The organism is Nocardioides sp. (genome assembly GCF_050699375.1).
In the GTDB taxonomy this organism is placed as follows: Bacteria; Actinomycetota; Actinomycetes; order Propionibacteriales; family Nocardioidaceae; genus Nocardioides.
This window is the reverse complement of record NZ_JBOHDN010000206.1, coordinates 1-24,398: the sequence shown is the minus strand read 5'-3', so window position 1 is coordinate 24,398 and position 24,398 is coordinate 1. Positions and strand designations below refer to the sequence as shown.

Here is a 24,398-nt window from a genome sequence, read left to right as displayed (position 1 = left end):
GCGCCCGGTAGACCTCGCCCGCGAAGGGCCCGAAGCCGTGCTTGTAGGGCATGTTCTTCGCCGTCATCGCCATCGTGAGGTTCGTACGCCCGTGGTAGGCGTGGTCGAAGACCACGACCGCGTCCTTCCCTGTGAAGGAGCGGGCGATCTTGACCGCGTTCTCGACGGCCTCGGAGCCGGAGTTGAACAGTGCGGTGCGCTTCTCGTGGTCGCCGGGGGTGAGCCGGGCGAGCTGCTCGGCAACGGCGACGTAGCCCTCGTAGGGCGTGACCATGAAGCACGTGTGCGTGAAGGCCGCGACCTGGTCGGTGACCGCGTCGACCACCCGGCCGGCGCTGGAGCCGACGGTGGTCACCGCGATCCCGGAGCCGAGGTCGATGAAGCGGTTGCCGTCGACGTCCTCGACGATCCCGCCGGCGGCTCGGGCGGCGAAGACGGGCATGGTGGTGGCGACGCCCTGGCTCACGGCCGCGACCTTGCGGCGCATGAGCTCCTGGGAGCGCGGGCCGGGAAGGGGCGTACGCAGGAGACGGGACTGTTCGAGAGTGGTCGTGAGCTCGGTCATGGGTTCAGCATGTGCCGCGACCACACATGCCGTCCAAGACCCTTTGGCTACTACACTCATGTCCCATGAGCATGGATCTGCGCCTGCTGCGCTACTTCGTCGCCACCGCGGACGCAGGATCCGCGACCCGCGCCGCCGAGGTGCTGCACGTGACCCAGCCGGTGCTGTCGCGCCAGCTGCGTCAGCTGGAGGCGAGCCTGGGCGTGCCTCTCTTCGCCCGGGAGGGACGGGGGCTGCGGCTCACCCGGACGGCCGAGGCGCTCCTCCCCCGGGCTCGCGACCTGCTCGCCCACGCGGCCGACCTCGAGCGGGCGGTGGGACTGCTCGCCTCGGGCCGGCTCGAGGAGCTGCACCTCGCGGTGCCGGCGACGACGCTCACCGACGTGCTCGCCCCGTTCCTGGCGACGCTCGGTCCCGAGGATCCGGTCGCGAAGGTGCGCGAGCTCGACCCGCGCGGGGCGGTCGCCGCGGTCCGGGCCGGCGCGGATCTGGCGATCGTCACCAGGCCACCGAGCCGGGCCCTGGCCTCGCGCGCCCTCGCCGTGCTGCCCGTGTGGGCCTATGTGCGCGCCGACGACCCGTGGGCGGGGCGTGGGTCCGTGGACGTACGCGATCTCGTCGCTCGGCCGCTCGTCCTGCTCACCGACGACCTGCGGCCGCGGCCGCTCCTGGACGCAGCGGTCGAGGACGCCGCCGTGGGCTACGGCGACGTCCTCGAGGTCTCCAACGCCCAGGTCGCGCAGGCGCTCGCGGCCTCGGGCCGCGGGATCGCGGTGGTCTCCGACGACCCCCGCTTCGACCTGGTGCCTCTGCACATCGAGGCGCCGTCGGGGCGGGTGCGGATCAGGCTGTACGCAGCATGGGACCCGCACCACCATGCCGCCGAGACCATCGCGACCCTGGCCGATCGGCTCTCGGGGTTCTGCGTCGAGCGCTACGGCACCGGGGTCGCCGTCGGCTGACGGGCGTCGATGATGCGCCCAGCGATCTCCTCGCCCACACGTACGCCGCCGTCGACGTGCTGGAAGCCGTGCCCGGCGACGTCGCTGCTGCCGAACTCGATCGGACCGAGCGGATCGCGCAGCACCGCGCCCCAGCGAGTCAGCCCGCCGAGGTCGAAGCTCGTCCCGTACGCCCCACCGGTGAGCTCCTGGTGCTGCCAGTCGCTCTCGACGTAGGTGAGCGGCGAGAGCGCCGCCTCCCCGAAGTACGCGCCCAGCGACTCGAGCACGTGGCGCCGGCGTTCCTCCTCGGAGAGCCGGCCGACGGCGTCGGCCCGGAGATCGGAGACGAAGCCGACCAGCGTCCCGCGCGGCTCGCAGTCCGGGGTGTTGTCGTAGACCTCGTGGACCGGCTGCCACGGTGCGAAGCCGGTGCCGCTGAGGCCGTCCGCGCGCCAGAACGGCGTCGCGTACTGCGCCTGCACCTTGATGACCAGCCCGAACGACTGGTGCTCGCGGGCGATCCGATGTTCAGCAGGGAGCTCAGGGCTGAACCGGATCCGCTTCACCAGGGTCGGCGGGACCGCGAGGACCAGCCGGCGGGCGGCATGGATCTCCGCACCCACGTGGACGACGGCCCCGTCCTCGTCCCACTCCACCAGCGTGACGTCCTGCCCGAGCCGGACCCGGTCCCCCAGCCGCTCGGCCAGGACCAGCGGCACCCGCTGGAGCCCACCGACGACACGACGGTCCAGGATCACGTCCGCGTCGACGAGGTTGCTGAACGACCCCGCGCTGGCGGCCATGTGCACCGCCTGGAGCGCGGAGAACGAGTGCGCGGCCTTCGTCAGCATCGCCGGGCCGACGTAGAGGGCGACGTTGTCGACGGCGACCGGGTCGTCGCACTGACCCTCGAGCCAGGCCCGGAACGAGACGCTGTCGAGATGGTCGGCGTCGTCGAGCTCCCACGGCCGGGCCGGGTCCATCGCCGCAGCCAGCGCGTCGAGAGTCTTGGTCAGCTGCGTGATCGCAGCCGAGGTCGACTCCTCGACGGGGATGTCGTCGTAGAAACGGTGCCGGACGCCGGCCCTGTCGACGTAGAGCGACTCACCATCACGAAAGCGCGGGTAGGTCGGCAGGTCGAGCTCGTCGAGGATCCCGAGCAGGGCGTCCTGGTCCGGCGAGACCCACTGGCCGCCGATCTCGAAGTCGGCCTCCTCCCCCGGCGCGCCGTGCGCCTCGGTGCGCAGGCGGCCGCCGACCCGGTCGCGCGCCTCGAGGACGAGCACGTCCTGTCCGGCCTGGGCGAGCCGCCAGGCCGTGGTCAGGCCGGTCACCCCGGCGCCGACCACGATCACGTCATGGGTTGTCATGTCAGTTCTCCTGTTTGTCGGTGTCGCGCCGGCCGGGGCGCTGGTCTGGACGCCGGTCAGGACGCTGGGCCAGCAGCGGGAGGCTCGGGTCCCAGCGGGTCCCGTCGACCTCGTCGCGCCTACGGCGGGCGATGCCCGAGAGCGCCTCGAGGACGACCCGGTTGGCGAGGAACGAGGTGATGTCGGCGTGGTCGTACGGCGGGGAGACCTCGACCACGTCGATGCCGACGACCGGCAGCTCGTAGGCGATCCGGCGGACCGAGTCGAGCAGCTGGCGGGAGGTCAGGCCGCCGGGCTCCGGGGTCCCGGTCCCGGGGGCATGCCCGGGGTCGCAGACGTCGATGTCGACCGAGAGGAAGACCCCGTCGCACTCGTCGGTGGCGATGGTGAAGGCCTCGCTCAGGCACTCCTCCAGGCCACGGTGCACGATCTCGGTCATCTCGTAGGACCGCATGCCCTGCTCGGCCATCCAGTCCAGCGTCTCGGGCTCGGGCCAGTAGCCGCGCAGCCCCATCTGCAGGAACCGGTCGCCGCGCAGCGCACCGGACTCGATGAGCCGGCGCATCGGCTGGCCGTGCCCGATCAGTGAGCCGAACTCGATGTCCCCGGTGTCGGCATGGGCGTCGAAGTGGATCATCGAGACGCGTCCCTGACCGAGGTGCTGGGCGACGCCGGCGGCGTCGGGCCACGCGATCGTGTGGTCGCCGCCCAGCACCAACGGGATGGCGCCGTTGCTCGTCACGGCGTGGACCGCCTCCTGGAGGTCGCGCACCGAACGCTCGGCGTCGCCGGAGTACATCTCGACGTCACCGGCGTCGAAGACCGTCAGGTCCCGCAGCGCGTCGACCCGCATCGCGAGCGAGGGCCGGGAGCCGTCGTGGGGCAGGTAGCAGGTCTGCCGGATGAACTGTGGGCCGAACCGGGTGCCGGACCGGTGGGAGGTGCCTCCGTCGAACGGGGCGCCGAGGATGACGACGTCTGCCCCCTCGTACGTGGCGGGGTCGGCCCAGTCACACCGGTCGACACCCAGGAAGGTGATGTCGGGGCCGAACTGGGTTCCGTAGCGAGCCATGGTTCTTCTCTCTCTTGTTGGGTGTGCTCAGTCGAGGGCCGAGACGGCCTCGGGATGCTGTGCTTGCTCGAGATGGTCAGGCTGCTTGTCGGTCGGGTCGACGACGAGGAACCGCTCGCCGGGACACCGGGCGAGGTAGACGTAGTAGTAGGCGAGCGCCGCGACCACGACACCGGCCGCGATCAGGATGTCCGTCCGCGCCGAGCCGGCCAGGGCGTACCCGATCGCACCGATGACGACCAACGGCGGCAGCGGCCAGAGCGGCATCCGCCAGGCCTGCGTCACCGGAGCCTGGCGACGGGCACGGAGGGCGGCGATCGCCACGACGACGTACATCGTGGAGATGACCACCGAGGTCACGCCGAGCAGGGCCTCGACCTCCACGGCGCCGGCGAGGATCGCGCCGGGGATGCCGATCACGAGCGTGGCGAGCCACGGGGTGGAGTAGCGGGGGTGCAGCTTGGTGAGCACCCGGTTGACCGGCGCGGGCCACGAGCGGTCGCGCGCGGAGGCGTAGACGACCCGGGAGTTCTGCAGCACCATCACGATGACCGCGTTGAGGATCGCGATGGCGATGGCGACGTTCACGGCGACCGCGACGCGCTCGCCACCCCAGGCGGCCACCCACTGCGAGAAGCTGCCGGACGCGAGATCGCTGAGGTCGTCGACCGCGAGCACCGTGGTCACGGTGGGGACGAGGATGACGAGGCCGCCCAGGCCAAGAGTCCAGAAGACGACGCGGGCCACGTTGCGGCGCGGGTCGACGAGCTCCTCGGCGAGGTAGACGGTGGTGCCGAACCCGCTGACCAGGAACGTGCTCACGGCCAGGCCGGAGATGAGGATCGCCAGCGTGAAGGGCTCCAGGCCGTTCTCAGTGATGACGTGCGGCGAGACCAGCTCACCTGGACCACGTTGGACGTGCCCGAGGCCGAGGAAGGTGACCACGACGGCCGCGATCATCTCGAGCGCGAGGAAGGTGCCGGTGACGACGGCGTTGGCCTTGATGTTGAGGACCGCCGTGGCCGTCGACAGGAGCATCACGATCGCACCGGTCGCGGCGCGCGGCAGCTCCACCAGGTCGGCCAGGTAGTCGGCGGTGCCGAGCGCGAAGATCGGCGGGATGAGCCAGAGCAGCACCCCCGCCAGCGAGAACGTCAGCCAGCCCATCGCCTTGCCGAGGGTCTGGGTGACCATCGCGTACTCGCCACCGGAGCTGGCGGTGCGGGTGCCGAGCTCCGCATAGCAGGCGGCGATCGCGACCGAGACCACGAAGCCGGCCACGATGGCCAGGACCGCGCCGCTCCCCTGCGTTGCGAACAGCTCCGGGACGATGATGAAGAGGCTCGAGGCCGGCGTGATGCACGAGAGCACCAGGAGGACCGCGGCGCCGGGTCCTAGGACCCGCGCGAGCCGGCGCCGCTCGTGCGGCGGCTTCACCTCGGCCGGGCTCACCGGTATGGATTCGATCATCGCGGGTCTCCTCTGAATAAGGTACAGCGAGAGTTTTGAACGCCGTACAAAACTTTGAACGGTATTCAAAGTGACCCAGATCACCGCTAGAGTCAAGGGGCGGGACCGAAGATTTTGCGAAGCGAGCACGAGGGGACACTGGTGAAGTGACGCGCACACGCTCCAACCGACGCATGGAACGACCGCGCGAGCAGGTGCTCGCGGCGACCTTGGAGATGGTGGCCGAGGAAGGGCTCGCCAAGGTCACGATGGCGTCTCTCGCCGCCCGGCTCGGCACCAGCGGCGGACACCTCCTCTACTACTTCGGCACCCGCAACGGCCTGTTGCTCGAGACCCTGCGCTGGAGCGAGAACGAGTACGCCGCACAGCGAGCACCCATCCTGGCGAAGGCCGAGGACGCCGCGACCCCCGAGACCGACGACGTCGACACTCTCCTGGCCTTCACCGACGTCTATCTCGCCGTCGACGAGCGCGACCCGCGCTGGCTGCTCTGGCTCGAGCTGTGGGCACGTGCGCCGTACGACGCCGAGCTCGCCGCCGCCCAGCGCGCGATGGACGACGAGTGGCACGCCGATCTGGTCCGGCTGCTCGCGGCCGCTCTCCCGTCGCTGGCGGGCCGCGAGGCCGTCTCCGAGCGCCTGCGGGCGATGTGGGACGGGTTCAGCATCGGCATCGTCACCAGCGGAGGCACCACGCTGCGCGAGCGCGCGCTCGAGCACACCCGTGCGGCGGTGTCGGTCACCGGCTGATGCCAGCGACCTGTCGCACCCACCGACAGAACGTCCTGGAGAACGGCCCGCAGAACAGAGCGAAGGTCGTGCCTGGTCCCACCGTTGTGGGACCGGGCACGACCTTCGCGGCGGCCAGGCTCAGACCAGCTCCTTCTCGAACTGGGCGAGGATCTGCTGAGCGGCCTGGATGCCGATCCCGCTGAGCAGGTCGTCGTTGATGTCGTGGACGTCACCGGACTCGACCGCCGGGATCCGCTGCCACAGCGGCCCGCCGAGGACCTTGGCCTTGTCGGTGTCGCCCTCCGGGCCGTAGGTGCTGACGTAGAGGTGATCTGCCTGCGCTGTGGTGACCTGCTCGGGTGAGATCTCGAGGTGGGTGTCCTCCCCCAACGCCTTCTCCGGGACGGTCAGGCCCATGTCACCGAGGATGACGCCGGTGAACGACTTGTCGGAGTAGAGCCGGATCTGGCCGGGGAGGAACCGGACGATCGAGAGGGTCTTGCCGCTGCCGACGGTCTTGCCGAGCGCGGCGGCGTCGCTCTCGAAGTCGGCGATCATCTTCTTCGCCTCGTCGGTCTTGTTGAGCGCGTCGGCGTACAGCAGGAAGTTGTCCTTCCAGGTGTCGCCGAGGTCGGGGGCGAGCACGGTCGGGGCGATCGCGTTCAGCTGCTCGTAGATCGCCTCGTGACGTACGGTGCTGGACAGGATGAGATCTGGGTCCAGCGCCGCGATCTTCTCGAGGTTGGGCTCGGAGATGGTGCCGACCTCCTCGATCCCCTCGGTCTGGTCACCGAGGTAGCTGAGGAAGTCGGTGGCCACGTCGACACGTACGGCGCCGACGGGCTTCACACCGAGAGCGAGGGCGTCGTCGAGCTCGCCGGTGTCCAGGACGACGACCCGCTTCGGCGCCTCGGGGACCTCGGCCACTCCCATCGCGTGCTTGACCTCGCGCGTCTCGGACGCGCCGGCCTCGTCCCCGGACGGGGAGCCGCCACAGGCGGCGAGCAGGGTGGCAGCGGTGAGCAGGGCGCCCAGTCCGGTCAGATGCTTGCGCACGTTGATTCCTCTCCTAGTGGTGTTCCCCGCCGTGCGGGGACGTTCAGTGCTGGACCGTGGGTGCGGAGCGTCGTACGCCGATCGGGACGATCATCGGCCGGCCGGAGACGGGGTCGACGAGCACCTGGCTGTCGAGCCCGAAGACGTCGCGGAGGAGCTCGGTGGTGATGAGCTCCTCGGGCGGGCCGGCGGTGACGATGCTGCCCTCACACATGACGATCAGATGGTCGCTGTAGCGGACGGCCAGATTGAGGTCGTGGAGCACCATGACGACGGTGCGCTCCAGGTCGACGTGCAGCTTGTCCACGAGGTCGAGCACCTCGACCTGATGAGCCAGATCGAGGTACGTCGTGGGCTCATCGAGCAGCAGGATGTCCGTCTCCTGGGCCAGCGCCATGGAGATCCACGCCCGCTGCCGCTGACCACCGGAGAGCTCGTCGACCGGGCGCGCGGCGAGCTCGTGCATACCGGTCAGCCGGAGCGCCGCGTCGACCTCTGTCTCGTCGTCGCTGGACCACTGACGCAGCCATGACTGGTGCGGGTGGCGCCCCTTGGCGACCAGGTCGGCGACGGTGAGGCCCTCGGGAGCGGTGGGCGACTGAGGCAGCAGTCCGAGCACCTTCGCGACGTCGCGGGTGCGCATCGAGGTGATCGCCTTGCCATCGAGCATCACGTGGCCCGACCTCGGCTTCAGCAGGCGCGCGACGGCCCGCAGGAAGGTGGACTTGCCACAGCCGTTGGGACCGATGATGGTGGTGACCTTGCCTGCCGGGATCTCGGTGGTCAGCCCGTCGGCGACGATGCGGTCGCCGTAGGCGAGCACCAGGTCGTCAGCGGTGATCTGGTGCTCGCTCATCGCGACAGCCTCCGGTTGGTGCGGATGATCAGATACATCAGGAAGGGCCCTCCGATGGCGGTGGTGACGATCCCGACGGGGAGCTCGACAGGCAGGAGCACCCGTGCGATGTAGTCGCTGCCGACGACGAGAGCGGCTCCCGTCAGCGCCGAGGCGAGCAGCGGCGGTCCGGCGGTGCGGGCGATCCGCATCGTGACCTGTGGGGCGACGAAGGCGACGAACCCGATCGGGCCGGCGGCCGTGACGCACATGGCCGCCAGGAGAACCGAGGCGACCAGCAGGACGGACTGGCTGAGCTGCACCCGGACACCGAGCGCACGGGCGGTGTCGTCGCCCAGCTTGAGGGCGGAGAGCTGGAAGGTCGAGGCCAGCGCGACAGCGCCGATGGCTCCGAGGATGACCGCGGCGGGCAGGGCATCACCCCAGCCCCGGCCGTTGAGGGACCCGTTGAGCCAGACGGTCGCCTCCTGGGCGTCCGTGATCTCCCCGATGACGAGCATCCAGTTGGTCAGGGCGAGGAGGATCCCGTTGACGGCCACACCGATCAGCACCAGCCGAAATCCTTCGATGCCCCGGCGCCAGGCGAGCAGGTAGATCACGACCCCGGTCAGCAGCGCACCCACCATCGCGGCCCCTGGCACGCTTGTCGCGGCGCCGAGGACGGTCGTACCGCCGAAGATGATCACTGCCACCGCGCCGGCGCTGGCCCCCATGGTGATGCCGAGCAGGTCGGGGCTGGCCAGCGGATTGCGGGTGATCGACTGCCAGATCGCGCCCGACATGCCGAAGCCCGCGCCGACCACGACGCCGACCACGGAGCGCGGCAGGCGCAGATCCCAGACGATGAAGTGCTCGGCGTCGGTTCCTCCGCCGAAGATCGCCTTGGCCACGTCGGGGAGGCTGATCGGATAGTCGCCCTGACCGACGTTGAGGCACAGCAGCAGGAAGACCAGGACGAGCAGGCCGATGTTGACGGCGACCAGTCTCGGCCGCCAGACCATCGTGAGAGGGCCCCGGCCGATCCGTGGGCGACCGGGAACGAGCGTCGTCGTCACAGGGTCACCAGCTTCCGGCGGCGCACGAGGGCTATGAAGAACGGCGCCCCCACAAGGGCGAGGACGATGCCGACCTGAAGCTCCCCGGGGCGGGCCGCGACCCTGCCGAGGATGTCGCAGGTGATGAGCATGATCGCGCCGATCAGTCCGGAGCAGGGCAGCAACCAGCGATAGTCCGGTCCGGTGAACGCGCGCGCGACATGGGGCACGGCAAGGCCGATGAAGGCGATCGGGCCACAGGCAGCGGTCGCCGCACCGGCGAGCAGGGTGATCGCGCTGATCCCCAGGACCCGGTTCAGTGCGATGCTCGTGCCGAGCGACCGGGCGACGTCCTCACCGAGGCTGAGGACGTTCAGGCCGGGCGCGTTGACCAGAGCAAGGATGATCCCCATCGCGAAGAAGGGCAGCAGCGGCGCCAGGATGTCTAGTCCTCGTCCGGCGACCGAGCCGACCACCCAGAACCGGTAGGCGTCCAGGGTGCTCTGGTCGAGCAGCACCACGGCGGAGGTGATCGCCGACAGGAACGCCGCGACGGCGGCACCACCGAGAACGAGGGAGACCGGTGAGGGGCTGCTGGTCCCGACGGACGCGAGCCCGAAGACCGCGATGCTGGTGATCAGCGCGCCGACGAGAGCGAACCAGATGTAGCCGCCCGCCGACGTCACGCCGAGGAAGGTGATCGCCAGCACCACGGCGCAGGCGGCGCCGGCGCTGACGCCCAGGATGCCGGGGTCGGCGAGCGGGTTGCGGGTGTGGCCTTGGATGAGCCCGCCGGCGAGACCGAGCGCGATGCCGGCGACGAGGCCGAGAAGCGTCCGGGGCAGGCGAAGGTCGCGGACGATCAGGTCGGCCTCGGTCGGAGTCACGTGATAGGGCGGGGTGAGGCCGTGCCAGATCTCCCCGAAGGCCAGCGGCCGGGAGCCGACCGCCACGCTCGCCAGGAGCAGAAAGGCCAGGATTACGAGCAGCGCGAGCAGGCCGGTGACCCGGCGCAGACGCAGCTGGGGTGGGGTGAGGTCGGTCTCGATCTGATCGAAGCCCTCGTCGACCGCGGTGATCCGCCGCACGACCTGGCGAGGTGTGAGCACGACGAGGCTGGCGCGTACGCCGAGCGGCCGGCCGTCGTGTCCGCGGGCAACCAGACCGAACCAGGCCTTCCCGGTCGAGGCTCCGCGCCGACCCTGGACGAAGCCCAGGTTCCACACCAGAACAGCTGCCGCGACGGCGAGGGTGAAGCCGCCGAAGACCACCCGATCCACGGTGCCGCCGCCGTTCGCGTCGCGCAGCGAGTGCACGATCAGGGCGCCGAGGGCCAGCGGGAGGAGCACGAGAGCGAGGTCCACCGCCGCCGCGGCCAGCCGGAGCGTGAGGGGCGCGGACCCACGCGGGACCTGCACCCTCGTGTGGTCGGCACGCGCGATGACGGCCTCCCGCGAGGCGAGGTCACTGAGACGCACGTCCAGCCCGTCAGCTCTTCTCGAGGACCTGGGCGGCCTCGAGCTGGTCGGCGTACCCGCTGAAGACCTTCGCGTAGGCCTGGTAGCTGTAGGGCGCGGCCGGATACCAGAGGTCCTGCTGGCCGCCGGCCACCGCGGGCAGCCGCTTGAAGAGGTCCTTCTTCTCGAGCTCCTCGAGGCCGCCGGTGTCGCGCGCGTCGACCAGGAGCACGTCGGCGGGATACTTGCCGATGTTCTCCAGGCTGACCGGCTCGAAGATGCCCTGCTCGTCGGGGGTGACCTCGGGGAACTTCACGCCGAGCTCGGCGAGGTAGGCGAGGTCGGGATGCTCGGGAGAGTTGGCGAAGTAGATCTCCTCGCCGTACGTCGACACGGCGAGCACGGTGAGGTCGGGGTTCTTCTTCACGACGGCCCTGATCCGTGCGACGGCGTCCTCGAACTCCGCCTTGGCGTCCTCGATCTCAGGTTCGGCGCCGAGGTCCTTGGCCAGGTCGTTGAACGCCTCGATCTGCTCGGTCACCGAGAGACCGGTCAGCTGCATGGCCAGAGTGGGCGCGAGCTTCTCGACCTGCTTCTCGACCTCTCCGGCGTACCAGAGGGTCTTTCCGTCGAAGGTCATGTCGATGAGGAGGTCGGGGTTCATCGCCGCGTACTCCTCGACGTTGAAGTCGCCCCAAGCCTTGCCCAGCACCTTGGTCTCGGAGACGTCGAGGTTGCCGATCAGGTAGTTCGGCGAATCGGGCAGGTCGCCATAGACGCCGTCGACCTTGAACCCGTTGTCCCACAGCGCCGCGGCGGCACTCGCCTGGGCGACGACCGTCTCAGGGGCGGCATCCGTCTTCACCGTCTTGCCGCGGGCGTCCTCATGTACGAACCCCGAGCCCCCACCATCTGCGCCCTCGGAGGCGCCACAGGCGGTGAGGGCGAGCGCGGCGGCCACCACGGCAGCCGAAAGTCGGCCGGTACGAGAACGACGGTTCACGGGAGTTCCTCAGGTCTACGCTCGGGTCGGTGGTCGACGCCGAGCCGCCAACCATAGGTTAGGGTAACCTAACCCGATTTGGCGTTCGAGAGCCATCCCCTCCGCCGAGACTTAACCCGTCCCGGGATCGATCGGCGGCCGCTTCGCACCGGTCGGATCGAGGCGCTCGAGCACGACTCCGGCGATCTCGGAGAGCCGGTCCACCTGTTCGGGAGTCAGCGCGTCGAAGACGTACTCACGCACGGCGTCGACGTGGCCGGGAGCGGAGGCGACCATCTTCTCCCGGCCGGCGGCGGTGAGACGTACGTCGGTCGCTCGTCGGTCTGTCGGGCAGGGGATGCGCTCGGCGAGGCCACGGTCGACCAGGCGCTTGACGACGTTGGAGAGCCGCGGGAGCGTCGAGCTGGTGTGCGTCGCCAGCTCCGTCATCCGCACGGTCCGCTCGGGCGCCGCGGAGAGGATGGCCAGCACGCTGTAGTCGAAGTGGGTCAGCCCCGCGTCCCGACGCAGCTGGGAGTCGAGGGCGCCCGGGAGCAGCTCGAGCACCGCGATGAGGCGAACCCACGCCGCCCGCTCCGGCGGCGACAGCCAACTCCCCTTCACGCCAGGGAGTCTGCCGCAGAAAGTTGCTCGGAACAAACAACGATCACCTCCGAGAACAAGCCGGCCGGATGGTCCTCCGACTTCGACGCCTGGGCGGCCGACGCCCTGGACCGAGGCGACGTCGCCGAGCTCGCCCGCTTCCGCAGCGCCGCGCCCGGTATGCCGTACGCCCACCCGACCGTCGAGCACTTCACCCCGCTCTTCGTCACCCTCGGAGCGGCCACCGACCCGACGGCTCCGGTCACCACGACCTTGGACGGCTACGGCCTCGGGCTCTCGCGGCGCTCCTTCCAGGCGGCCTGACCTATCCGAGCTGCACCGAGAGCACCGGGGCGAGCGGCATCCGGGCCAGCAGCAGCGCCTGGTAGGCGTGGTAGACGTCGGGCTTGCCGTGCCAGATCACATGGGAGGGGCGGTTGTGCTCGTCCAGCTCGTGATGCCAGCTGCCGAGGTCGGGGTCGATGAGGTACGTCTCGACGTACGCCTCGAAACGAAGCCGCCACTCGTCATAGACCGCCTCGCCGGTGCGGGTGTGCAGCGCCCCGGCGGCGGCCAGCGCCTCCGCGACGACCCAGTGCAACCGCAGCCGGGTGACCGGGGTGCCGTCCCACGAGGTCGTGTAGACGAAGCCGGTCTCGCCGTCGGCGGACCAGCCGACCTCGACCGCGCGGTCGAAGAGCGCCCGGGCGTCCTCGACCAGCCATGACGGCGGTTCGGGCACCGAGGCGTCCAGGTGCAGCAGCAGCCGCGACCACTCCAGCAGATGACCAGGGGTGCACCCGTAGGGACGGAACGGGTCACCGGGCCGGTCGGCGTTGTAGTCGAGCCGCGGCGACCAGTCGGTGCCGAAGTGCTCGGGGAGGTCATAGCCGTGCGAGCGCGCGACACCGTGGATCAGGTGCTCGGCGATCGCGAGCGCCCGCTGGTGCCAGACAGCATCTCCGGTGACATCGCCCGCGGCCAGGAACGCCTCGACCGTGTGCATGCTGGAGTTGGCCCCGCGGTAGCCCTCCCCCGAGCGAAGGTCGCGCTCGAGGCTGTCGACCACCCGCCCGGAGTCGTCCAGGAAGTGCTCCAGCATCACGGCCAGCGCCTCGTCCAGCAGCCCATCCGCATCAGGCACACCGGCGGCGACACCACTGCTCGCGGCCAGCACGACGAAGGCGTGGGCGTACGCCTCCTTGAGGGTGTTGACGGGCTCGCCCTCGCCCGAGACCGAGGCGAACCAACCACCGAGCTCGTCGTCGCGCAGCGCACCTCGCAACGCACGGATCCCGTGCGCGGCGAGCGACGCCGCCTCTTCGCCCTCGAGGTCCCCGCGCAGATGCGCGAGCGCGAACACGTGCGTCATCCGGGCGGTGATCCAGGTGTGCACCGGCTCGGCCGGATCCGGCCGACCGAACTCGTCCAGCCACCAGAAGCCGGCCGAGGAGGCCGCCGAGGGCCGGGCGAACCCGGCCAGCCGGCGGCACTCGGCGTCTGGGTCGATCATCCCTTGACCGAGCCGGCCATCAGCCCACCGACGAAGTAACGGCCCAGCAGGATGTAGATGATCAGGGTGGGGACGGACGCGATCAGCGCGCCCGCCATGCTGGCGGAGTAGTTCTGCAGCTGTCCGCTCGCCAGGAAGTTGAGCGCGATCGTGACCGGCCCGTTCTGCGAGGTCGAGAAGAAGAGCGCGAACAGGTAGTCGTTCCACGCCGAGGTGAACTGCCACATCAGCACGACCACGAACGCCGGCGCCGAGATCGGCAGGATGATCGAGGCGTACGTCCGGAGCATGCCCGCGCCGTCGACGCGAGCGGCCTCGACGAGCTCGACCGGGACCCCCGCGTAGTAGTTGCGGAAGATCAGGGTCGTGATCGGCAGGCCGTAGACCACGTGCAGCACGATCAGGCTCGGGACGCCCGAGGGGACGCCGAGGTTGCCCATCAGCTGGACCAGCGGCACCATCACCGACTGGTAGGGGATGAACATGCCGAACAGGATCAGCGTGAACACCACGTCGGCTCCCGGGAACCGCCACTTCGAGAGCACGAACCCGTTCATCGAACCGAGCACCGAGGAGATGATCGATGCCGGGATGACCATGGCGAAGGTACGTCCCAGCGCCGGGCCGAGCTGCTCCCACGCCCGTGCCCAGCCGGCCGTCTCCCACGACTCGGGAAGCCGCCAGGCATTGCCGGGTGTGGCGTCGCCCACGCCCTTGAAGCTGGTGACGAACAGGACGTACGCCGGCAGCAGGATGACCAGGGCGAACCCGATCAGCAGGACGTACTTGATGGTGCGGGTGATGGCGCGCGAGCGCTCCCCGGGGATCCGGCCCGTGACGGCTGCCGGGATGGCGTCTGTGGTCATTCCGTCACCTCCGTAGAGGAGGAGCAAGGATACGGACGCGTCGGCATGATGGCCTGAATTGTCGCTCGCTTGCGCTCGTTCATCGGCGACGCTCCTGACGGTAGGTGGAGACGAGATAGGGGACGATCAGGATGGCCACGATCAGGAGCAGGATCGTCCCGATCGCGGCTGACTTCGCGTAGTCACCGCGGGTGAACTCGACCCACATCTGGATGGCCGGCACCTGGGTCGTGTAGTTCGTCTGGCCCGCGATCGCCATGATCAGGTCGAAGACCTTCAGCGACATGTGGCCGATGATGATGATCGCCGAGAGCGCCACCGGGCTCAGCTGCGGGAAGATGACGTGACGGTAGAGCTGCCACTCCGAGGCACCATCCATCCTGGCCGCCTCGCGCAGCTCCTCGGGGATGCCGCGGAAGCCGGCCAGGAACAGCGCCATCACGTAGCCGCTGAGCTGCCAGATCGCGGGCACGGCGATCGCGAGGATCCCCCATCGTTCGTCGGTCCACCACGGGTTCTGCAGGAAGTCGAGGTGAAGGGTCCCGAAGAGCCGGTTCAGGCCGGAGGCACGGTCCCCCTCGGCGTTGTTGAGCAGCCAGCGCCAGACCACACCGGAGGCGACGAAGGAGACCGCCATCGGGAACAGGTAGATGGCGCGGAACAGCGACTCGCCGCGGGCCTTGCGCTCGAGCAGCCAGGCCCACAGGAACCCGAGACACAGGGTGCCGATCAGGAACGTCGCGGTGTAGAGCAGCAGGTTGCGCAGCGAGTAGATGAAGTCGTCGTCGGTGAACAGGTCCCGATAGTTGTCCAGGCCGGCGAACCCCTGGGACGGCCCGATGTTGTGGCGGTCCTGCAGGGAGGTGTTGATGTTGGACCCGATGAGGCCGTAGACGAAGACACCGATGACGATGACCGTCGGCAGGATCAGGAGTACGGGAGCGACCCACCCGTGGCCGCCGATGCGGCCCTTGCGCCTGGGCTGCCTGGGTTGCTTGGGTCGCTTGACGGCGCTGGGCACCGTGGAGGACATGTGTCCGTCCTTTCGCATGGCGGTCGAGGGGCTGCGGCGATGATGCCGCCGCAGCCCCTCGGACCAGATCGATCTGGTCAGGCTGGGTGTTACTCGGGCTTGTTGTCCTCAGCGGCCTCGGCGAGGCCGTCCTGGAGCTCGGCGACATCGTTGTTGCTGCCGAACTTGGCGACGGCGGAGGTGATGTCGGTCAGCCAGTTGACCGACGTCGCGGCGCCGTGGGCGAGCGAGGAGACGATCTCGTCCTCGCCCCACGACTTGACCGCGGTCTGCTGGTATTCACCGAAGGAGGAGGTGTCGGCCGTGGTGCTGGCCGGGATCGAGCCCTTCGCCTTGTTGAAGGCCACCTGACCCTCGTCGCTGGCGATGCTGTCGAGCCAGGCCTCGGTGCCCTCGGGGTTGGGGCCGTCGACCGGCTTGGTGAACGAGTCGGCCAGGAAGTCGAAGACCCCGTCGGTGCCCGGGACCGGAACCGCGGTGTAGTCCTTGTTGAAGGTCTTCTTCTGCTCCTGGAACGCCGCCTCGGCCCAGTCGCCCATGACGTTGAACGCGGCGTCGCCATCGATGACCAGCTGGGTCGCGTCCGGCCAGTCGAGGCCCTGGCGGTCGGTGTTGGTCAGCGAGAGGAGCGTGCTGTAGTCCTCCAGCGCGGCCTTCACCTCGCTGCCGGCCCAGTCGGTGGTCCCGTCCCAGAGACCGTTGTACGCCTCGGCGCCCAGATCGGCGAGGAGCACGGTCTCGAGCAGGTTGACCTGCGTCCAGTCGGTAGCGACCGAGAGCGGGATGATGCCCTTGGCCTTGATCTTCTTGAGGTCGACGATCCACGCATCGATGGAGTCGTAGGTCTTGTTCGCCTCGATGCCGGCCTTCTTCAGGACGGCCGGGTTCGCCCACAGCATGTTGGCGCGGTGGATGTTCGAGGGGACGGAGTAGATGCCGCCGTCCTGCTTGAGCCGGTCGAGCAGGCCCTCGGGGAACTGCTCGTTCCAGCCCTTCTCCTCGTAGAGATCGGTGAGGTCCTCGATCTGGCCGGCGTTGATGTAGTCGGTCAGCTCGGCGCCCGCGTGCGCCTGGAAGGTGGCCGGGGGCTCACCGTTCTGCAGGCGGGACTGGAGCACGTTCTTCGCGTCGCTGCCGGCGCCACCGGCGACGGCTCCGTTGACGAACTTCAGGTCGGGGTTCTGCTCGTCGAACACCTTGACCAGGGCGTCGAGCCCGGCCTTCTCACTACCCTCGGCCCACCAGGTGAAGACCTCCACCTCGTCGGTGCTGCCGCTCTCGCTGTCGCTCCCACAGGCGGAGACCGCCAGCAGGCTCAGGGCGGCCAGGCCGGCGGCCAGGGCCTTACGCGTTGCGTTCATCTTTCTTCCTCCGGTTGTCGCGACCGCTACGTCGGTGTGTGATCTGGGTTACTCGCGGCCACGTGCCGAGACAACGTACGCCGGTCCTTTCTGTCAAGTCAACGCATAACGAGTCACAATTCGGCCCCAACATCTGTCGCAATTGCACATAATCACCTACAGTCGCCGTCATGCCCCAGCACGACGACGGACGCGATCCGGCCGCAGAGCCCTCCGCCACCCCGGAGTCGCGGCTGCGCGTGGCCAACCGCTCCCAGGTGCTGGACCTCCTGGGACGCTCCGCCCCGGTCAGCCGAGCCGACCTCGCCCAGCGCACCGGGCTCTCGCGCAGCACGGTCTCGAGCATCGTCCAGGAGCTGCTCGGGACCGGCCAGATCATCGAGACGACCACGGAGTCGCTGCCCCGCGGCGGCGGGCGGCCGCCCTCGCTCCTCACCGTCAGCGGGTCACCCGGCACGCTGGTCGGCGTCGACATCGGCCACCGGCACGTCCGGGTCGCGGTCGCCGACCTCGCCGCGAACCCGCTGGCCGAGCGTGAGATCCGGCTCGACGCCGACAACTCCCCGGTCGAGACCATCGACCGAGCCGCGGCCCTGGTGCACGAGGGGCTGGCCGAGGCGGGCATCGACCCGCGGAAGGACCGGCTCCTCGGCGTCGGCATGGGGATCCCCGGGCCGGTCGACCCGCACAGCGGCATCGTCGTCTCCCCCATCCTCGCGAACTGGATGGATCTCGCCCCGGGCGAGGAGCTCGCCCGCCGCCTCGGTGTGCCCGTGCATGTCGAGAACGACGCCAACCTCGGCGCGCTCGCCGAGGTCGCGTACGGCGCGGCCCGCGACGTCGACGACGTCATCTACGTCAAGGCCTCCAGCGGCATCGGCGCCGGACTGGTCCTCGCGGGCAAGCTCTACCGAGGTGTCACCGGGATCGCCGGCGAGATCGGTCACGTACGTTTCGAGGACAACGGCCCGATCTGCCGGTGCGGCAACCGCGGTTGTCTCGAGAAGGCCTTCGGCGGCGCCAGGCTCGTCGAGCTGCTCCAGCCGGCCTACGACGAGACCCTGAGCGTCGAGAGGATGCTCGAGCTCGCCCAGCAGGGCGACATCCGTGTCAACCGGATCCTCGACGACGCCGGCCGCGCCGTCGGCCGGGTCCTGGCCGACCTCTGCAACCACCTCAACCCCGCGCTGATCGTGGTGGGCGACACGATGCGCCACTCGGAGTCCTTCGTCCTCGGCATCAAGGACTCCATCGACCGCTTCACCCAGCCCGACACCGCCGCCGCGCTCGACGTCGTGCCGAGCGAGCTCGGCGACAACGCGGGCGTCGTGGGGGCGCTGGTCATCGCGAACGCGGCCGCTCCCGCGCACCAGGGAACAATATGAGCGCCCGCTCAGTTTAGAGGCACGTGACTTCACTCTTCTCGCAGCTGAGCCTGGGCTCCACGACCCTCCCCAACCGCGTCCTGATGGCGCCACTGACCCGGATGCGCGCCAGCCGGCCCGGCGACGTACCCAATGCCTTGATGGCCGACTACTACCGGCAGCGTGCCTCGGCGGGACTGATCGTCTCCGAGGGCACCCAGATCTCGCCGCAGGGCAAGGGCTACATGGACACCCCGGGCATCTACTCGCCCGAGCAGGTCCAGGGATGGCGACAGGTCACCGAGACCGTTCACGAGGCCGGCGGCCTGATCGCCGCGCAGCTGTGGCACGTCGGCCGGGTCTCGCACGACTCCTTCCACGACGGCGACCTCCCGGTCAGCGCCTCGGCACTCCCCTACCGCAACCGCACGACCGTACGCGGCGAGGACGGCACCCCGACGCGGGTCAGCTGCCCCACGCCCCGTGCCCTCGAAACCTCCGAGATCGCGGGTCTGATCGAGGACTACCGGCGCGCCACCCGCAACGCACGCGAGGCGGGCTTCGACCTGGTCGAGATCCACGCCGCCCACGGCTACCTGCTCCACCAGTTCTCCAGCGCGAGCAGCAACGAGCGCACCGACTCCTACGGCGGCTCCTTGGAGAACCGCGCGCGTCTCACCCTGGAGGTGCTCGACGCGGTCATCGCCGAATGGGACGCCGAGCACGTCGCCATCCGGATCTCCCCGATCGGCTCCTTCAACGGGCTCGAGGACCCCGAGGGCGTCGAGATGGGTCTCCATCTGGCCGCCGAGATCGGCAACCGCGGCATCGCCTTCCTGCACCTCTCCGAGCCCGACTGGGCCGGCGGACCGGAGCTGACCGACGACTACCGCAAGCAGCTGCGAGCCGCCCACCCCGGCCCGATCGTGGCCGCCGGCGCCTACACCTCCGAGAAGGCGTCCCGTCTCCTCGAGGCCGACCTGATCGACGCGGCCGCCTTCGGGCGTACGTTCATCGCCAACCCGGACCTGCCCCGTCGCCTGGAGCAGAACCTGCCGCTCAACGAGCAGAACCCGGCGACCTTCTACGGCGGCGCCGAGGCCGGCTACACCGACTACCCCGCGTGGACTGCCTGAGCCCGAATCCGCCGATGGCCGCCGTCGCGAGCGTCACCAGACAGGTGTGCTGGCAAAGGCCACTTCGTTCAGACCTCGTCCGCGAAGGCATACCGGGCGTCTGTCGAGCGGCGGCAACGCCGCCAGCGCGCCCGTATGGTGGCGCGCAGCAGGCGGACAGCGGCGGATTTGGGCTCCGTTCACCCTGGTCTCACCTGAACCCGCACGGCGGAGGCCATTCTTCTGGAATGGTTCTCCGCCATGCGGGTTCTCGCGGCTTGTGCCCTGTCCCTCGCGCTGCTGGGCGGCGCGTTCACCCCGCTGTCGGCGGCACGGGCCGCTGCGCCGCCACCCACGGTTGATCCCGTAGCGCTCGTCGACCCGCTGATCGGCTCCGCCAACGGCGGCAACACCTATCCCGGGGCCGTACGCCCCTTCGGGATGCTCTCCTTCAGCCCGACCTCCACGGCGGGCGACCAGACCAACACCGCCGCGTCGAACGGCTACTCCTACGACACCACGCGGCTGCGCGGCTTCTCGCTGACCCATGTCAACGGCGCGGGCTGCCACCCCGGTGCCGCCGGGGACGTGCCGATCTTCCCGCACACCGGCGAGATGACCGGCTCGCCCACCGCGGACGTGACCGATGCGACGTACGCCTCGGACTTCAGCCACGCCGACGAGCTGGCCGAGCCGGGGCGCTACCGGCTGGGCCTGGCCAACGGCGCCGAGGTCGACACCGCGGTGACCACGCGGGCCTCGGTCAGCGACCTGACCTTCCCGGCCGACAAGCCGGCCAACCTGCTCTTCCGCACCTCCAACTCGCTCAACGGCAGCGAGACCGCGGTGACGCGGATCGACGAGGCGAAGCGGACCGTCAGCGGCTCGGTGCTCACCGGCGCCTTCTGCGGCCGGCGCGGCAATGGCGGCGGGAGCAACAAGCGCTCCTACTACCGGCTCTACTTCACCGCGCAGTTCGACCGCGGCTTCTCCGGCCACGGCACCTGGGTCAACGGCGAGCTCCAGCCGGGCAGCACTCAGGCGCGCGGCGGCGAGGGCTACGAGACCGGCGCCGCCCGTCAGGGGCAGGGTTCGGGCGGGTATGTCTCCTTCGACCCCAGCCGAGACCAGTCCGTGCGGATGCGGATCGGGATCTCCTACACCAGCCTGGACGCCGCCGAGGAGAACCTGGCAGCCGAGATCGGCCGCCGGGACACGGTCGGCTCCGTCGCCGCCGACGCGAAACGCGACTGGCGCGACGCGCTCTCCTCGATCGAGGTCGCCGGCGGGACCGATGAGGAGCAGACCGCGTTCTACACCGGCCTCTACCACTCCTATCTCCAGCCCAACGTGATCTCCGACGTGGCCGGCACCTACTGGGGCAGCGACCAGGAGGTCCACCGGATCGAGCGCGGCCAGCGGGCGCAGTACGGCAACTTCTCCGGCTGGGACCAATACCGTGCCCACACCCAGCTGCTCGCGCTCCTGGAGCCGCGGGTGGCCGGTGACTTCGCCCGCTCCCTGCACGCCTACTCCCGCCAGCACGGCGGCGTCTGGGACCGCTGGGTCCACCTGAGCGGCTGGACGCATGTGATGACCGGCGACCCGAGCGCGCCCACGCTGGCCGGCTTCTACTCGCTCGGCGTACGCAACTTCGATGCTCAGGGCGCCTACGACTCCCTGGTCCGCCAGGCCACGGTGCCGCACCCCGACGGGCTGTCCAGCTACGGCTGCCCCGGGCAGTGCATCGGCCAACGGCCGAACCTGCCGGACTATCTCAGCAAGGGCTACGCACCCCAGGACACCTGCCGCTGCTGGGGCGGCGCCGCGGAGACCCTGGAGGACGCCGTCGCCGACTACTCCCTCGCCGACTGGGGCCGGCGCCTCGAGGCCGACCGGGCCGAGACCGACTCGCTGATGGAGCGCGCCGGCTGGTGGCAGCACACCTTCAACCCGGCTGCGACGGCCACGGACGGCTACCAGCAGGCCCGCAACGGCGACGGGAGCTGGGTCTCCGGCTTCACCCCGTCGACCCAGACCGGCTTCGCGCAAGGGAGCAGCGCGACGTACACCTGGATGGTGCCGCACGACGTCGCCCGGCTGGCCGAGGCCGTCGGTGGGCGGGAGCGGGCGATCCAGCGGCTGGACGCGTTCTTCCACAAGGCCGACGGCTCCTGGCAGTATCACGGCGGCGACCCCCTGCGCTACGACCCGACCAACGAGCCCGGCATCCACGTCCCGTGGATGTACAACGCGCTCGGCGCGCCCTGGAAGACCCAGGAGACGGTGCGGGCGATGGCCTCGCTCGCCTATGGCACCGGACCGCGCGGCCTGCCCGGCAACGACGACCTCGGCACCATGTCGGCGTGGTACGTCTTCTCCGCGATGGGCATCTACCCGCAGGACCCCGCCCGCGCCGAGATGCTGCTCTCCAGCCCGGTCTTCGAGCGGGTGGTCATCCACCGCGGCAACGGCGTCGACATCACCATCGAGTCCCCCGGCGCCGGCGCCGAGAACATCTACGTCCAGTCCGTCACCCTCGACGGCGCGCCGCACACCCGGTCGTGGCTCCCCGAGCCGGTGATGAACCGCGGCGGCACCGTCCGGATCGACGTCGGCACCGAGCCCAACCGGGAGTGGGGCACCGCCGAGGCAGACCTGCCGATCTACCACACCGATTGATCACTTGATATGAATGTTTCATGCACTCATAATGAGTGCATGGCCTACCTGCAGATCCGCGACGTCCCCGATGACGTACGCGACACCCTCGCCCAGCGCGCGAAGGACCGCGGGCAGTCGCTGAACTCCTACTTGCGTGACGTCGTCCTCCGGGAGGCATCCTTCGCCAACAACCAGGCGCTGATCGAGCGCGTGGTCGCCAGCCGCGGCGATTCGAAGTTCACCACCGAGGATATCCTCGCCGCACGCGACACTGCCCGCGGCGAGCGCACTGAGGGCGCTGCGTGATCGTCCCCGACGCATCTGCAGTGGCGCTTCTCTTCGCGGACCCCGACACCGACCCACGGGTGGACGCGGCGACCAGGGTACTCGCCGACGACCCCGAATGGGTCGTCCCGGAGGTCTGGCGCACCGAGGTCCTCAGCGTCTTCCGGGGACTCCTCCTCGGAGGCAAGCTCACCGACCAGGACGCGGACGGGGCACTGCACTGGCTCCAGGCAATCACGGTGATCACCGCACCGACCGGTCCATGCCTGCCCCGGATGTGGGAGCTGCGCAACAATCTGTCGACCTACGACGCCAGCTACGTCGCAGCCGCCGAGTCACATGACCTCACCCTCGTCACCGCCGACGTACGCATCGCGAAAGCCGGCGTCGCGCGCTGTCCGGTGAGAACGATCAATTGACTCGTGGCCCCCGCCACAGCGGCACGAGACACACTGATGGCGACCGCACGACGAGCCGCCGCCATCTGCAAAGATGCGGCCGTGAGCATCTCGCCCCCGGCATCCACCAACGCTCTTGACCGGTTCTTCCAGATCAGCGCCCGCGGCTCAACGGTCGGGCGCGAGGTCCGCGGCGGCGTGGTCACGTTCTTCACGATGGCCTACATCGTCGCGCTGAACCCGCTGATCCTCGGGTTCGCGGAGGACATGAACGGCGACCTCCTCGGCGGCTCGAGCGGCGACAACCTCGCGGCGATCGCGGCCGGAACCGCCCTGGTGGCGGGTGTGATGACGATCCTGATGGGGGTCGTCGCCAACTACCCGCTGGCGCTCGCGACCGGGCTCGGTCTCAACGCGTTCGTCGCGTTCTCGATCGCGGGACAGATGACCTGGGCCGACGCGATGGGGCTGGTGGTGATCGAGGGTCTGGTGATCCTCGTGCTGGTCCTGACCGGGTTCCGGGAGGCGGTCTTCCACGCCGTGCCGCGCGAGCTCAAGACCGCCATCTCGGTCGGGATCGGCCTCTTCATCGCGGTGATCGGGTTCGTCGACGCCGGCTTCGTACGCCGCATCCCCGACGCCGCGAACACCACCGTCCCGGTGCAGCTGGGTCCGACGGGGCAGCTCGCCGGTTGGCCGGTGCTGGTCTTCATCATCGGGCTCGCGCTGGTCGTCACCCTGTGGGTGCGCAAGGTGCGCGGCGCGATCCTGATCTCGATCGCCGCCACCACCGTGCTCGCGATCATCGTCGAGGCGATCGCCGGGCTCGGCGCGAGCAGCCCCAAGAACCCGACCGGCTGGTCGCTCAACGTCCCGGCCTGGCCGGACAAGATCATCGACTGGCCCTCGTTCGGCACCCTGGGCGAGTTCAACCTGCTCGGCTCCTTCGAGAGCGTCGGCATCGTGACCGCCGTGCTGCTCGTCTTCACCCTCATGCTCGCCGACTTCTTCGACACGATGGGCACGATGACCGCGATCGGCGCCGAGGCCAAGCTCCTGCAGGAGGACGGCACCCCGCCGCGTACGCGCTCGATCCTGGTCGTCGACTCCCTCGCTGCCGCGGCCGGTGGCGCCGGTGGTGTCTCGTCCAACACCTCCTACGTCGAGTCCGCCTCCGGCGTCGGCGAGGGCGCCCGCACCGGTCTGGCCGCGGTCGTGACCGGCGTGCTCTTCCTGCTCACCACGTTCCTCGCTCCGCTGGTCACCGTGATCCCGTCGGAGGCGGCCGTGCCCGCCCTGGTGCTGGTCGGCTTCTTGATGATGCAGCAGGTCAAGGACATCAACTGGGCCGATCCGGACATCGCCATCCCGGCGTTCCTCACGATCGCGCTCATGCCGTTCACCTATTCGATCTCGGTCGGCATCGGCGCCGGCTTCCTGGCGTACGTGCTCATCCAGGTCGTCCGCGGCAAGATCCGCAAGGTGCACCCGCTGATGTGGGTCGTGGCTGTGATGTTCGCCGTCTACTTCGCCATCCACCCGATCTCGACCTGGCTGGCCTGACGAGCGATCTCGGCCCGAAGGTAAAATATAAGGATCGGACGCAACCTTTCCTGCCGCCCCGACGTCATCATTGTCGCGGGCCCCGGAGACGGGGCC

Annotated in this window: 23 protein-coding genes; 9 read left to right on the top strand and 14 right to left on the bottom strand. The window is 69.7% G+C overall.

Features of this window, described 5'->3' with window-relative positions; genetic code table 11:
- Positions 1–565 (bottom strand): aminotransferase class III-fold pyridoxal phosphate-dependent enzyme (locus tag ACRDPS_RS15395; RefSeq protein ID WP_431502526.1); only part of this gene is annotated, 565 nt, incomplete at its 3' end.
- 65 nt (positions 566–630) lie between these two features.
- Between ACRDPS_RS15395 and ACRDPS_RS15390 the strand changes: the two genes are divergently transcribed.
- Entirely contained in the window at positions 631–1,527 is an 897-nt protein-coding gene (locus ACRDPS_RS15390; RefSeq protein ID WP_431502525.1) for a LysR family transcriptional regulator, read from the top strand.
- Here ACRDPS_RS15390 and ACRDPS_RS15385 read toward each other — a convergent pair.
- Genes ACRDPS_RS15385 through ACRDPS_RS15375 form a run of 3 tightly spaced genes read right to left on the bottom strand, consistent with a single transcriptional unit; the run spans position 1,500 to position 5,421 of the window.
- Positions 1,500–2,879: a flavin monoamine oxidase family protein gene (locus ACRDPS_RS15385; protein ID WP_431502524.1), complete on the bottom strand. Its 1,380-nt coding sequence runs from the start codon at positions 2,877–2,879 to the stop codon at positions 1,500–1,502. The two genes, ACRDPS_RS15390 and ACRDPS_RS15385, sit on opposite strands and share 28 nt — an antisense overlap.
- A 1-nt stretch (position 2,880) precedes the next feature.
- The gene (speB, locus tag ACRDPS_RS15380) at positions 2,881–3,951 is read right to left on the bottom strand and encodes an agmatinase (protein ID WP_431502523.1); all 1,071 of its coding nucleotides are present in this window, start codon (positions 3,949–3,951) and stop codon (positions 2,881–2,883) included.
- A 27-nt stretch (positions 3,952–3,978) separates the two neighbouring features.
- Positions 3,979–5,421, bottom strand: a complete 1,443-nt coding sequence (locus ACRDPS_RS15375) for an APC family permease (protein WP_431502522.1) — start codon at positions 5,419–5,421, stop codon at positions 3,979–3,981.
- 146 nt (positions 5,422–5,567) lie between these two features.
- Here ACRDPS_RS15375 and ACRDPS_RS15370 point away from each other — a divergent pair, with 146 nt between their 5' ends.
- Complete coding sequence (locus ACRDPS_RS15370; RefSeq protein ID WP_431502521.1) at positions 5,568–6,170, top strand: TetR/AcrR family transcriptional regulator; 603 nt, start codon at positions 5,568–5,570, stop codon at positions 6,168–6,170.
- A gap of 120 nt (positions 6,171–6,290) precedes the next feature.
- Here ACRDPS_RS15370 and ACRDPS_RS15365 read toward each other — a convergent pair whose 3' ends face one another.
- From ACRDPS_RS15365 to ACRDPS_RS15340, 6 genes are all read right to left on the bottom strand, one after another.
- The gene (locus ACRDPS_RS15365; RefSeq protein ID WP_431502520.1) at positions 6,291–7,208 is read right to left on the bottom strand and encodes an ABC transporter substrate-binding protein; all 918 of its coding nucleotides are present in this window, start codon (positions 7,206–7,208) and stop codon (positions 6,291–6,293) included.
- A 43-nt stretch (positions 7,209–7,251) separates the two neighbouring features.
- A complete protein-coding gene (locus ACRDPS_RS15360) occupies positions 7,252–8,064 on the bottom strand; it encodes an ABC transporter ATP-binding protein (RefSeq protein WP_431502519.1) in 813 nt (270 codons plus the stop codon).
- Positions 8,061–9,119 (bottom strand): FecCD family ABC transporter permease, encoded by a 1,059-nt coding sequence (locus ACRDPS_RS15355; protein WP_431502518.1) that lies wholly within the window; start codon positions 9,117–9,119, stop codon positions 8,061–8,063. Before ACRDPS_RS15355 ends, ACRDPS_RS15360 begins: the two co-directional genes overlap by 4 nt.
- Complete coding sequence (locus tag ACRDPS_RS15350; protein ID WP_431502517.1) at positions 9,116–10,576, bottom strand: FecCD family ABC transporter permease; 1,461 nt, start codon at positions 10,574–10,576, stop codon at positions 9,116–9,118. Before ACRDPS_RS15350 ends, ACRDPS_RS15355 begins: the two co-directional genes overlap by 4 nt.
- A gap of 10 nt (positions 10,577–10,586) precedes the next feature.
- The gene (locus tag ACRDPS_RS15345) at positions 10,587–11,558 is read right to left on the bottom strand and encodes an ABC transporter substrate-binding protein (RefSeq protein WP_431502516.1); all 972 of its coding nucleotides are present in this window, start codon (positions 11,556–11,558) and stop codon (positions 10,587–10,589) included.
- Between the two features lie 111 nt (positions 11,559–11,669).
- Positions 11,670–12,161, bottom strand: coding sequence for a MarR family winged helix-turn-helix transcriptional regulator (locus tag ACRDPS_RS15340; RefSeq protein WP_431502515.1), 492 nt, complete (start codon positions 12,159–12,161; stop codon positions 11,670–11,672).
- Positions 12,162–12,320: 159 nt separating this feature from the next.
- Here ACRDPS_RS15340 and ACRDPS_RS15335 point away from each other — a divergent pair, with 159 nt between their 5' ends.
- The gene (locus tag ACRDPS_RS15335) at positions 12,321–12,464 is read left to right on the top strand and encodes a hypothetical protein (protein ID WP_431502514.1); all 144 of its coding nucleotides are present in this window, start codon (positions 12,321–12,323) and stop codon (positions 12,462–12,464) included.
- A gap of 1 nt (position 12,465) precedes the next feature.
- On the opposite strand, the gene ACRDPS_RS15330 is transcribed toward ACRDPS_RS15335, so the two are convergent.
- From ACRDPS_RS15330 to ACRDPS_RS15315, 4 genes are all read right to left on the bottom strand, one after another.
- A complete protein-coding gene (locus ACRDPS_RS15330) occupies positions 12,466–13,653 on the bottom strand; it encodes an AGE family epimerase/isomerase (RefSeq protein ID WP_431502513.1) in 1,188 nt (395 codons plus the stop codon).
- The gene (locus tag ACRDPS_RS15325; protein WP_431502512.1) at positions 13,650–14,519 is read right to left on the bottom strand and encodes a carbohydrate ABC transporter permease; all 870 of its coding nucleotides are present in this window, start codon (positions 14,517–14,519) and stop codon (positions 13,650–13,652) included. The genes ACRDPS_RS15330 and ACRDPS_RS15325 overlap by 4 nt, the downstream gene beginning before the upstream one ends.
- 79 nt (positions 14,520–14,598) lie before the next feature.
- On the bottom strand, positions 14,599–15,552 hold the full coding sequence (locus ACRDPS_RS15320) for a carbohydrate ABC transporter permease (protein ID WP_431502511.1): 954 nt from the start codon (positions 15,550–15,552) through the stop codon (positions 14,599–14,601).
- An 89-nt stretch (positions 15,553–15,641) separates the two neighbouring features.
- Positions 15,642–16,913, bottom strand: coding sequence for an ABC transporter substrate-binding protein (locus ACRDPS_RS15315; RefSeq protein ID WP_431502510.1), 1,272 nt, complete (start codon positions 16,911–16,913; stop codon positions 15,642–15,644).
- A gap of 170 nt (positions 16,914–17,083) precedes the next feature.
- Between ACRDPS_RS15315 and ACRDPS_RS15310 the strand changes: the two genes are divergently transcribed.
- From ACRDPS_RS15310 to ACRDPS_RS15285, 6 genes are all read left to right on the top strand, one after another.
- Positions 17,084–18,298: an ROK family transcriptional regulator gene (locus ACRDPS_RS15310; RefSeq protein ID WP_431502509.1), complete on the top strand. Its 1,215-nt coding sequence runs from the start codon at positions 17,084–17,086 to the stop codon at positions 18,296–18,298.
- Between the two features lie 23 nt (positions 18,299–18,321).
- Positions 18,322–19,413: an N-ethylmaleimide reductase gene (gene nemA, locus ACRDPS_RS15305; RefSeq protein ID WP_431502508.1), complete on the top strand. Its 1,092-nt coding sequence runs from the start codon at positions 18,322–18,324 to the stop codon at positions 19,411–19,413.
- Between the two features lie 240 nt (positions 19,414–19,653).
- Complete coding sequence (locus ACRDPS_RS15300) at positions 19,654–22,074, top strand: GH92 family glycosyl hydrolase (protein WP_431502507.1); 2,421 nt, start codon at positions 19,654–19,656, stop codon at positions 22,072–22,074.
- 39 nt (positions 22,075–22,113) lie between these two features.
- On the top strand, positions 22,114–22,362 hold the full coding sequence (locus ACRDPS_RS15295) for a FitA-like ribbon-helix-helix domain-containing protein (protein ID WP_431502506.1): 249 nt from the start codon (positions 22,114–22,116) through the stop codon (positions 22,360–22,362).
- On the top strand, positions 22,359–22,760 hold the full coding sequence (locus ACRDPS_RS15290) for a type II toxin-antitoxin system VapC family toxin (protein WP_431502505.1): 402 nt from the start codon (positions 22,359–22,361) through the stop codon (positions 22,758–22,760). Before ACRDPS_RS15295 ends, ACRDPS_RS15290 begins: the two co-directional genes overlap by 4 nt.
- Before the next feature lie 36 nt (positions 22,761–22,796).
- Positions 22,797–24,302 carry an NCS2 family permease gene (locus ACRDPS_RS15285; RefSeq protein ID WP_431502504.1) on the top strand — a complete coding sequence of 502 codons (1,506 nt, stop codon included), beginning with the start codon at positions 22,797–22,799 and terminating at the stop codon, positions 24,300–24,302.
- Positions 24,303–24,398: the final 96 nt, after the last annotated feature.

What these genes read in the sequence shown, in the direction of transcription:
- ACRDPS_RS15390 (WP_431502525.1), top strand. Translation starts at nt 631, where the DNA reads ATGAGCATGGATCTGCGCCTGCTGCGCTACTTCGTCGCCACCGCGGAC.
- ACRDPS_RS15385 (WP_431502524.1), bottom strand. Translation starts at nt 2,879, where the DNA reads ATGACAACCCATGACGTGATCGTGGTCGGCGCCGGGGTGACCGGCCTG.
- speB (WP_431502523.1), bottom strand. Translation starts at nt 3,951, where the DNA reads ATGGCTCGCTACGGAACCCAGTTCGGCCCCGACATCACCTTCCTGGGT.
- ACRDPS_RS15375 (WP_431502522.1), bottom strand. Translation starts at nt 5,421, where the DNA reads ATGATCGAATCCATACCGGTGAGCCCGGCCGAGGTGAAGCCGCCGCAC.
- ACRDPS_RS15360 (WP_431502519.1), bottom strand. Translation starts at nt 8,064, where the DNA reads ATGAGCGAGCACCAGATCACCGCTGACGACCTGGTGCTCGCCTACGGC.
- ACRDPS_RS15335 (WP_431502514.1), top strand. Translation starts at nt 12,321, where the DNA reads ATGCCGTACGCCCACCCGACCGTCGAGCACTTCACCCCGCTCTTCGTC.
- ACRDPS_RS15330 (WP_431502513.1), bottom strand. Translation starts at nt 13,653, where the DNA reads ATGATCGACCCAGACGCCGAGTGCCGCCGGCTGGCCGGGTTCGCCCGG.
- ACRDPS_RS15325 (WP_431502512.1), bottom strand. Translation starts at nt 14,519, where the DNA reads ATGACCACAGACGCCATCCCGGCAGCCGTCACGGGCCGGATCCCCGGG.
- ACRDPS_RS15320 (WP_431502511.1), bottom strand. Translation starts at nt 15,552, where the DNA reads ATGTCCTCCACGGTGCCCAGCGCCGTCAAGCGACCCAAGCAACCCAGG.
- ACRDPS_RS15315 (WP_431502510.1), bottom strand. Translation starts at nt 16,913, where the DNA reads ATGAACGCAACGCGTAAGGCCCTGGCCGCCGGCCTGGCCGCCCTGAGC.
- ACRDPS_RS15310 (WP_431502509.1), top strand. Translation starts at nt 17,084, where the DNA reads ATGCCCCAGCACGACGACGGACGCGATCCGGCCGCAGAGCCCTCCGCC.
- ACRDPS_RS15300 (WP_431502507.1), top strand. Translation starts at nt 19,654, where the DNA reads ATGCGGGTTCTCGCGGCTTGTGCCCTGTCCCTCGCGCTGCTGGGCGGC.
- ACRDPS_RS15295 (WP_431502506.1), top strand. Translation starts at nt 22,114, where the DNA reads ATGGCCTACCTGCAGATCCGCGACGTCCCCGATGACGTACGCGACACC.
- ACRDPS_RS15285 (WP_431502504.1), top strand. Translation starts at nt 22,797, where the DNA reads ATGGCGACCGCACGACGAGCCGCCGCCATCTGCAAAGATGCGGCCGTG.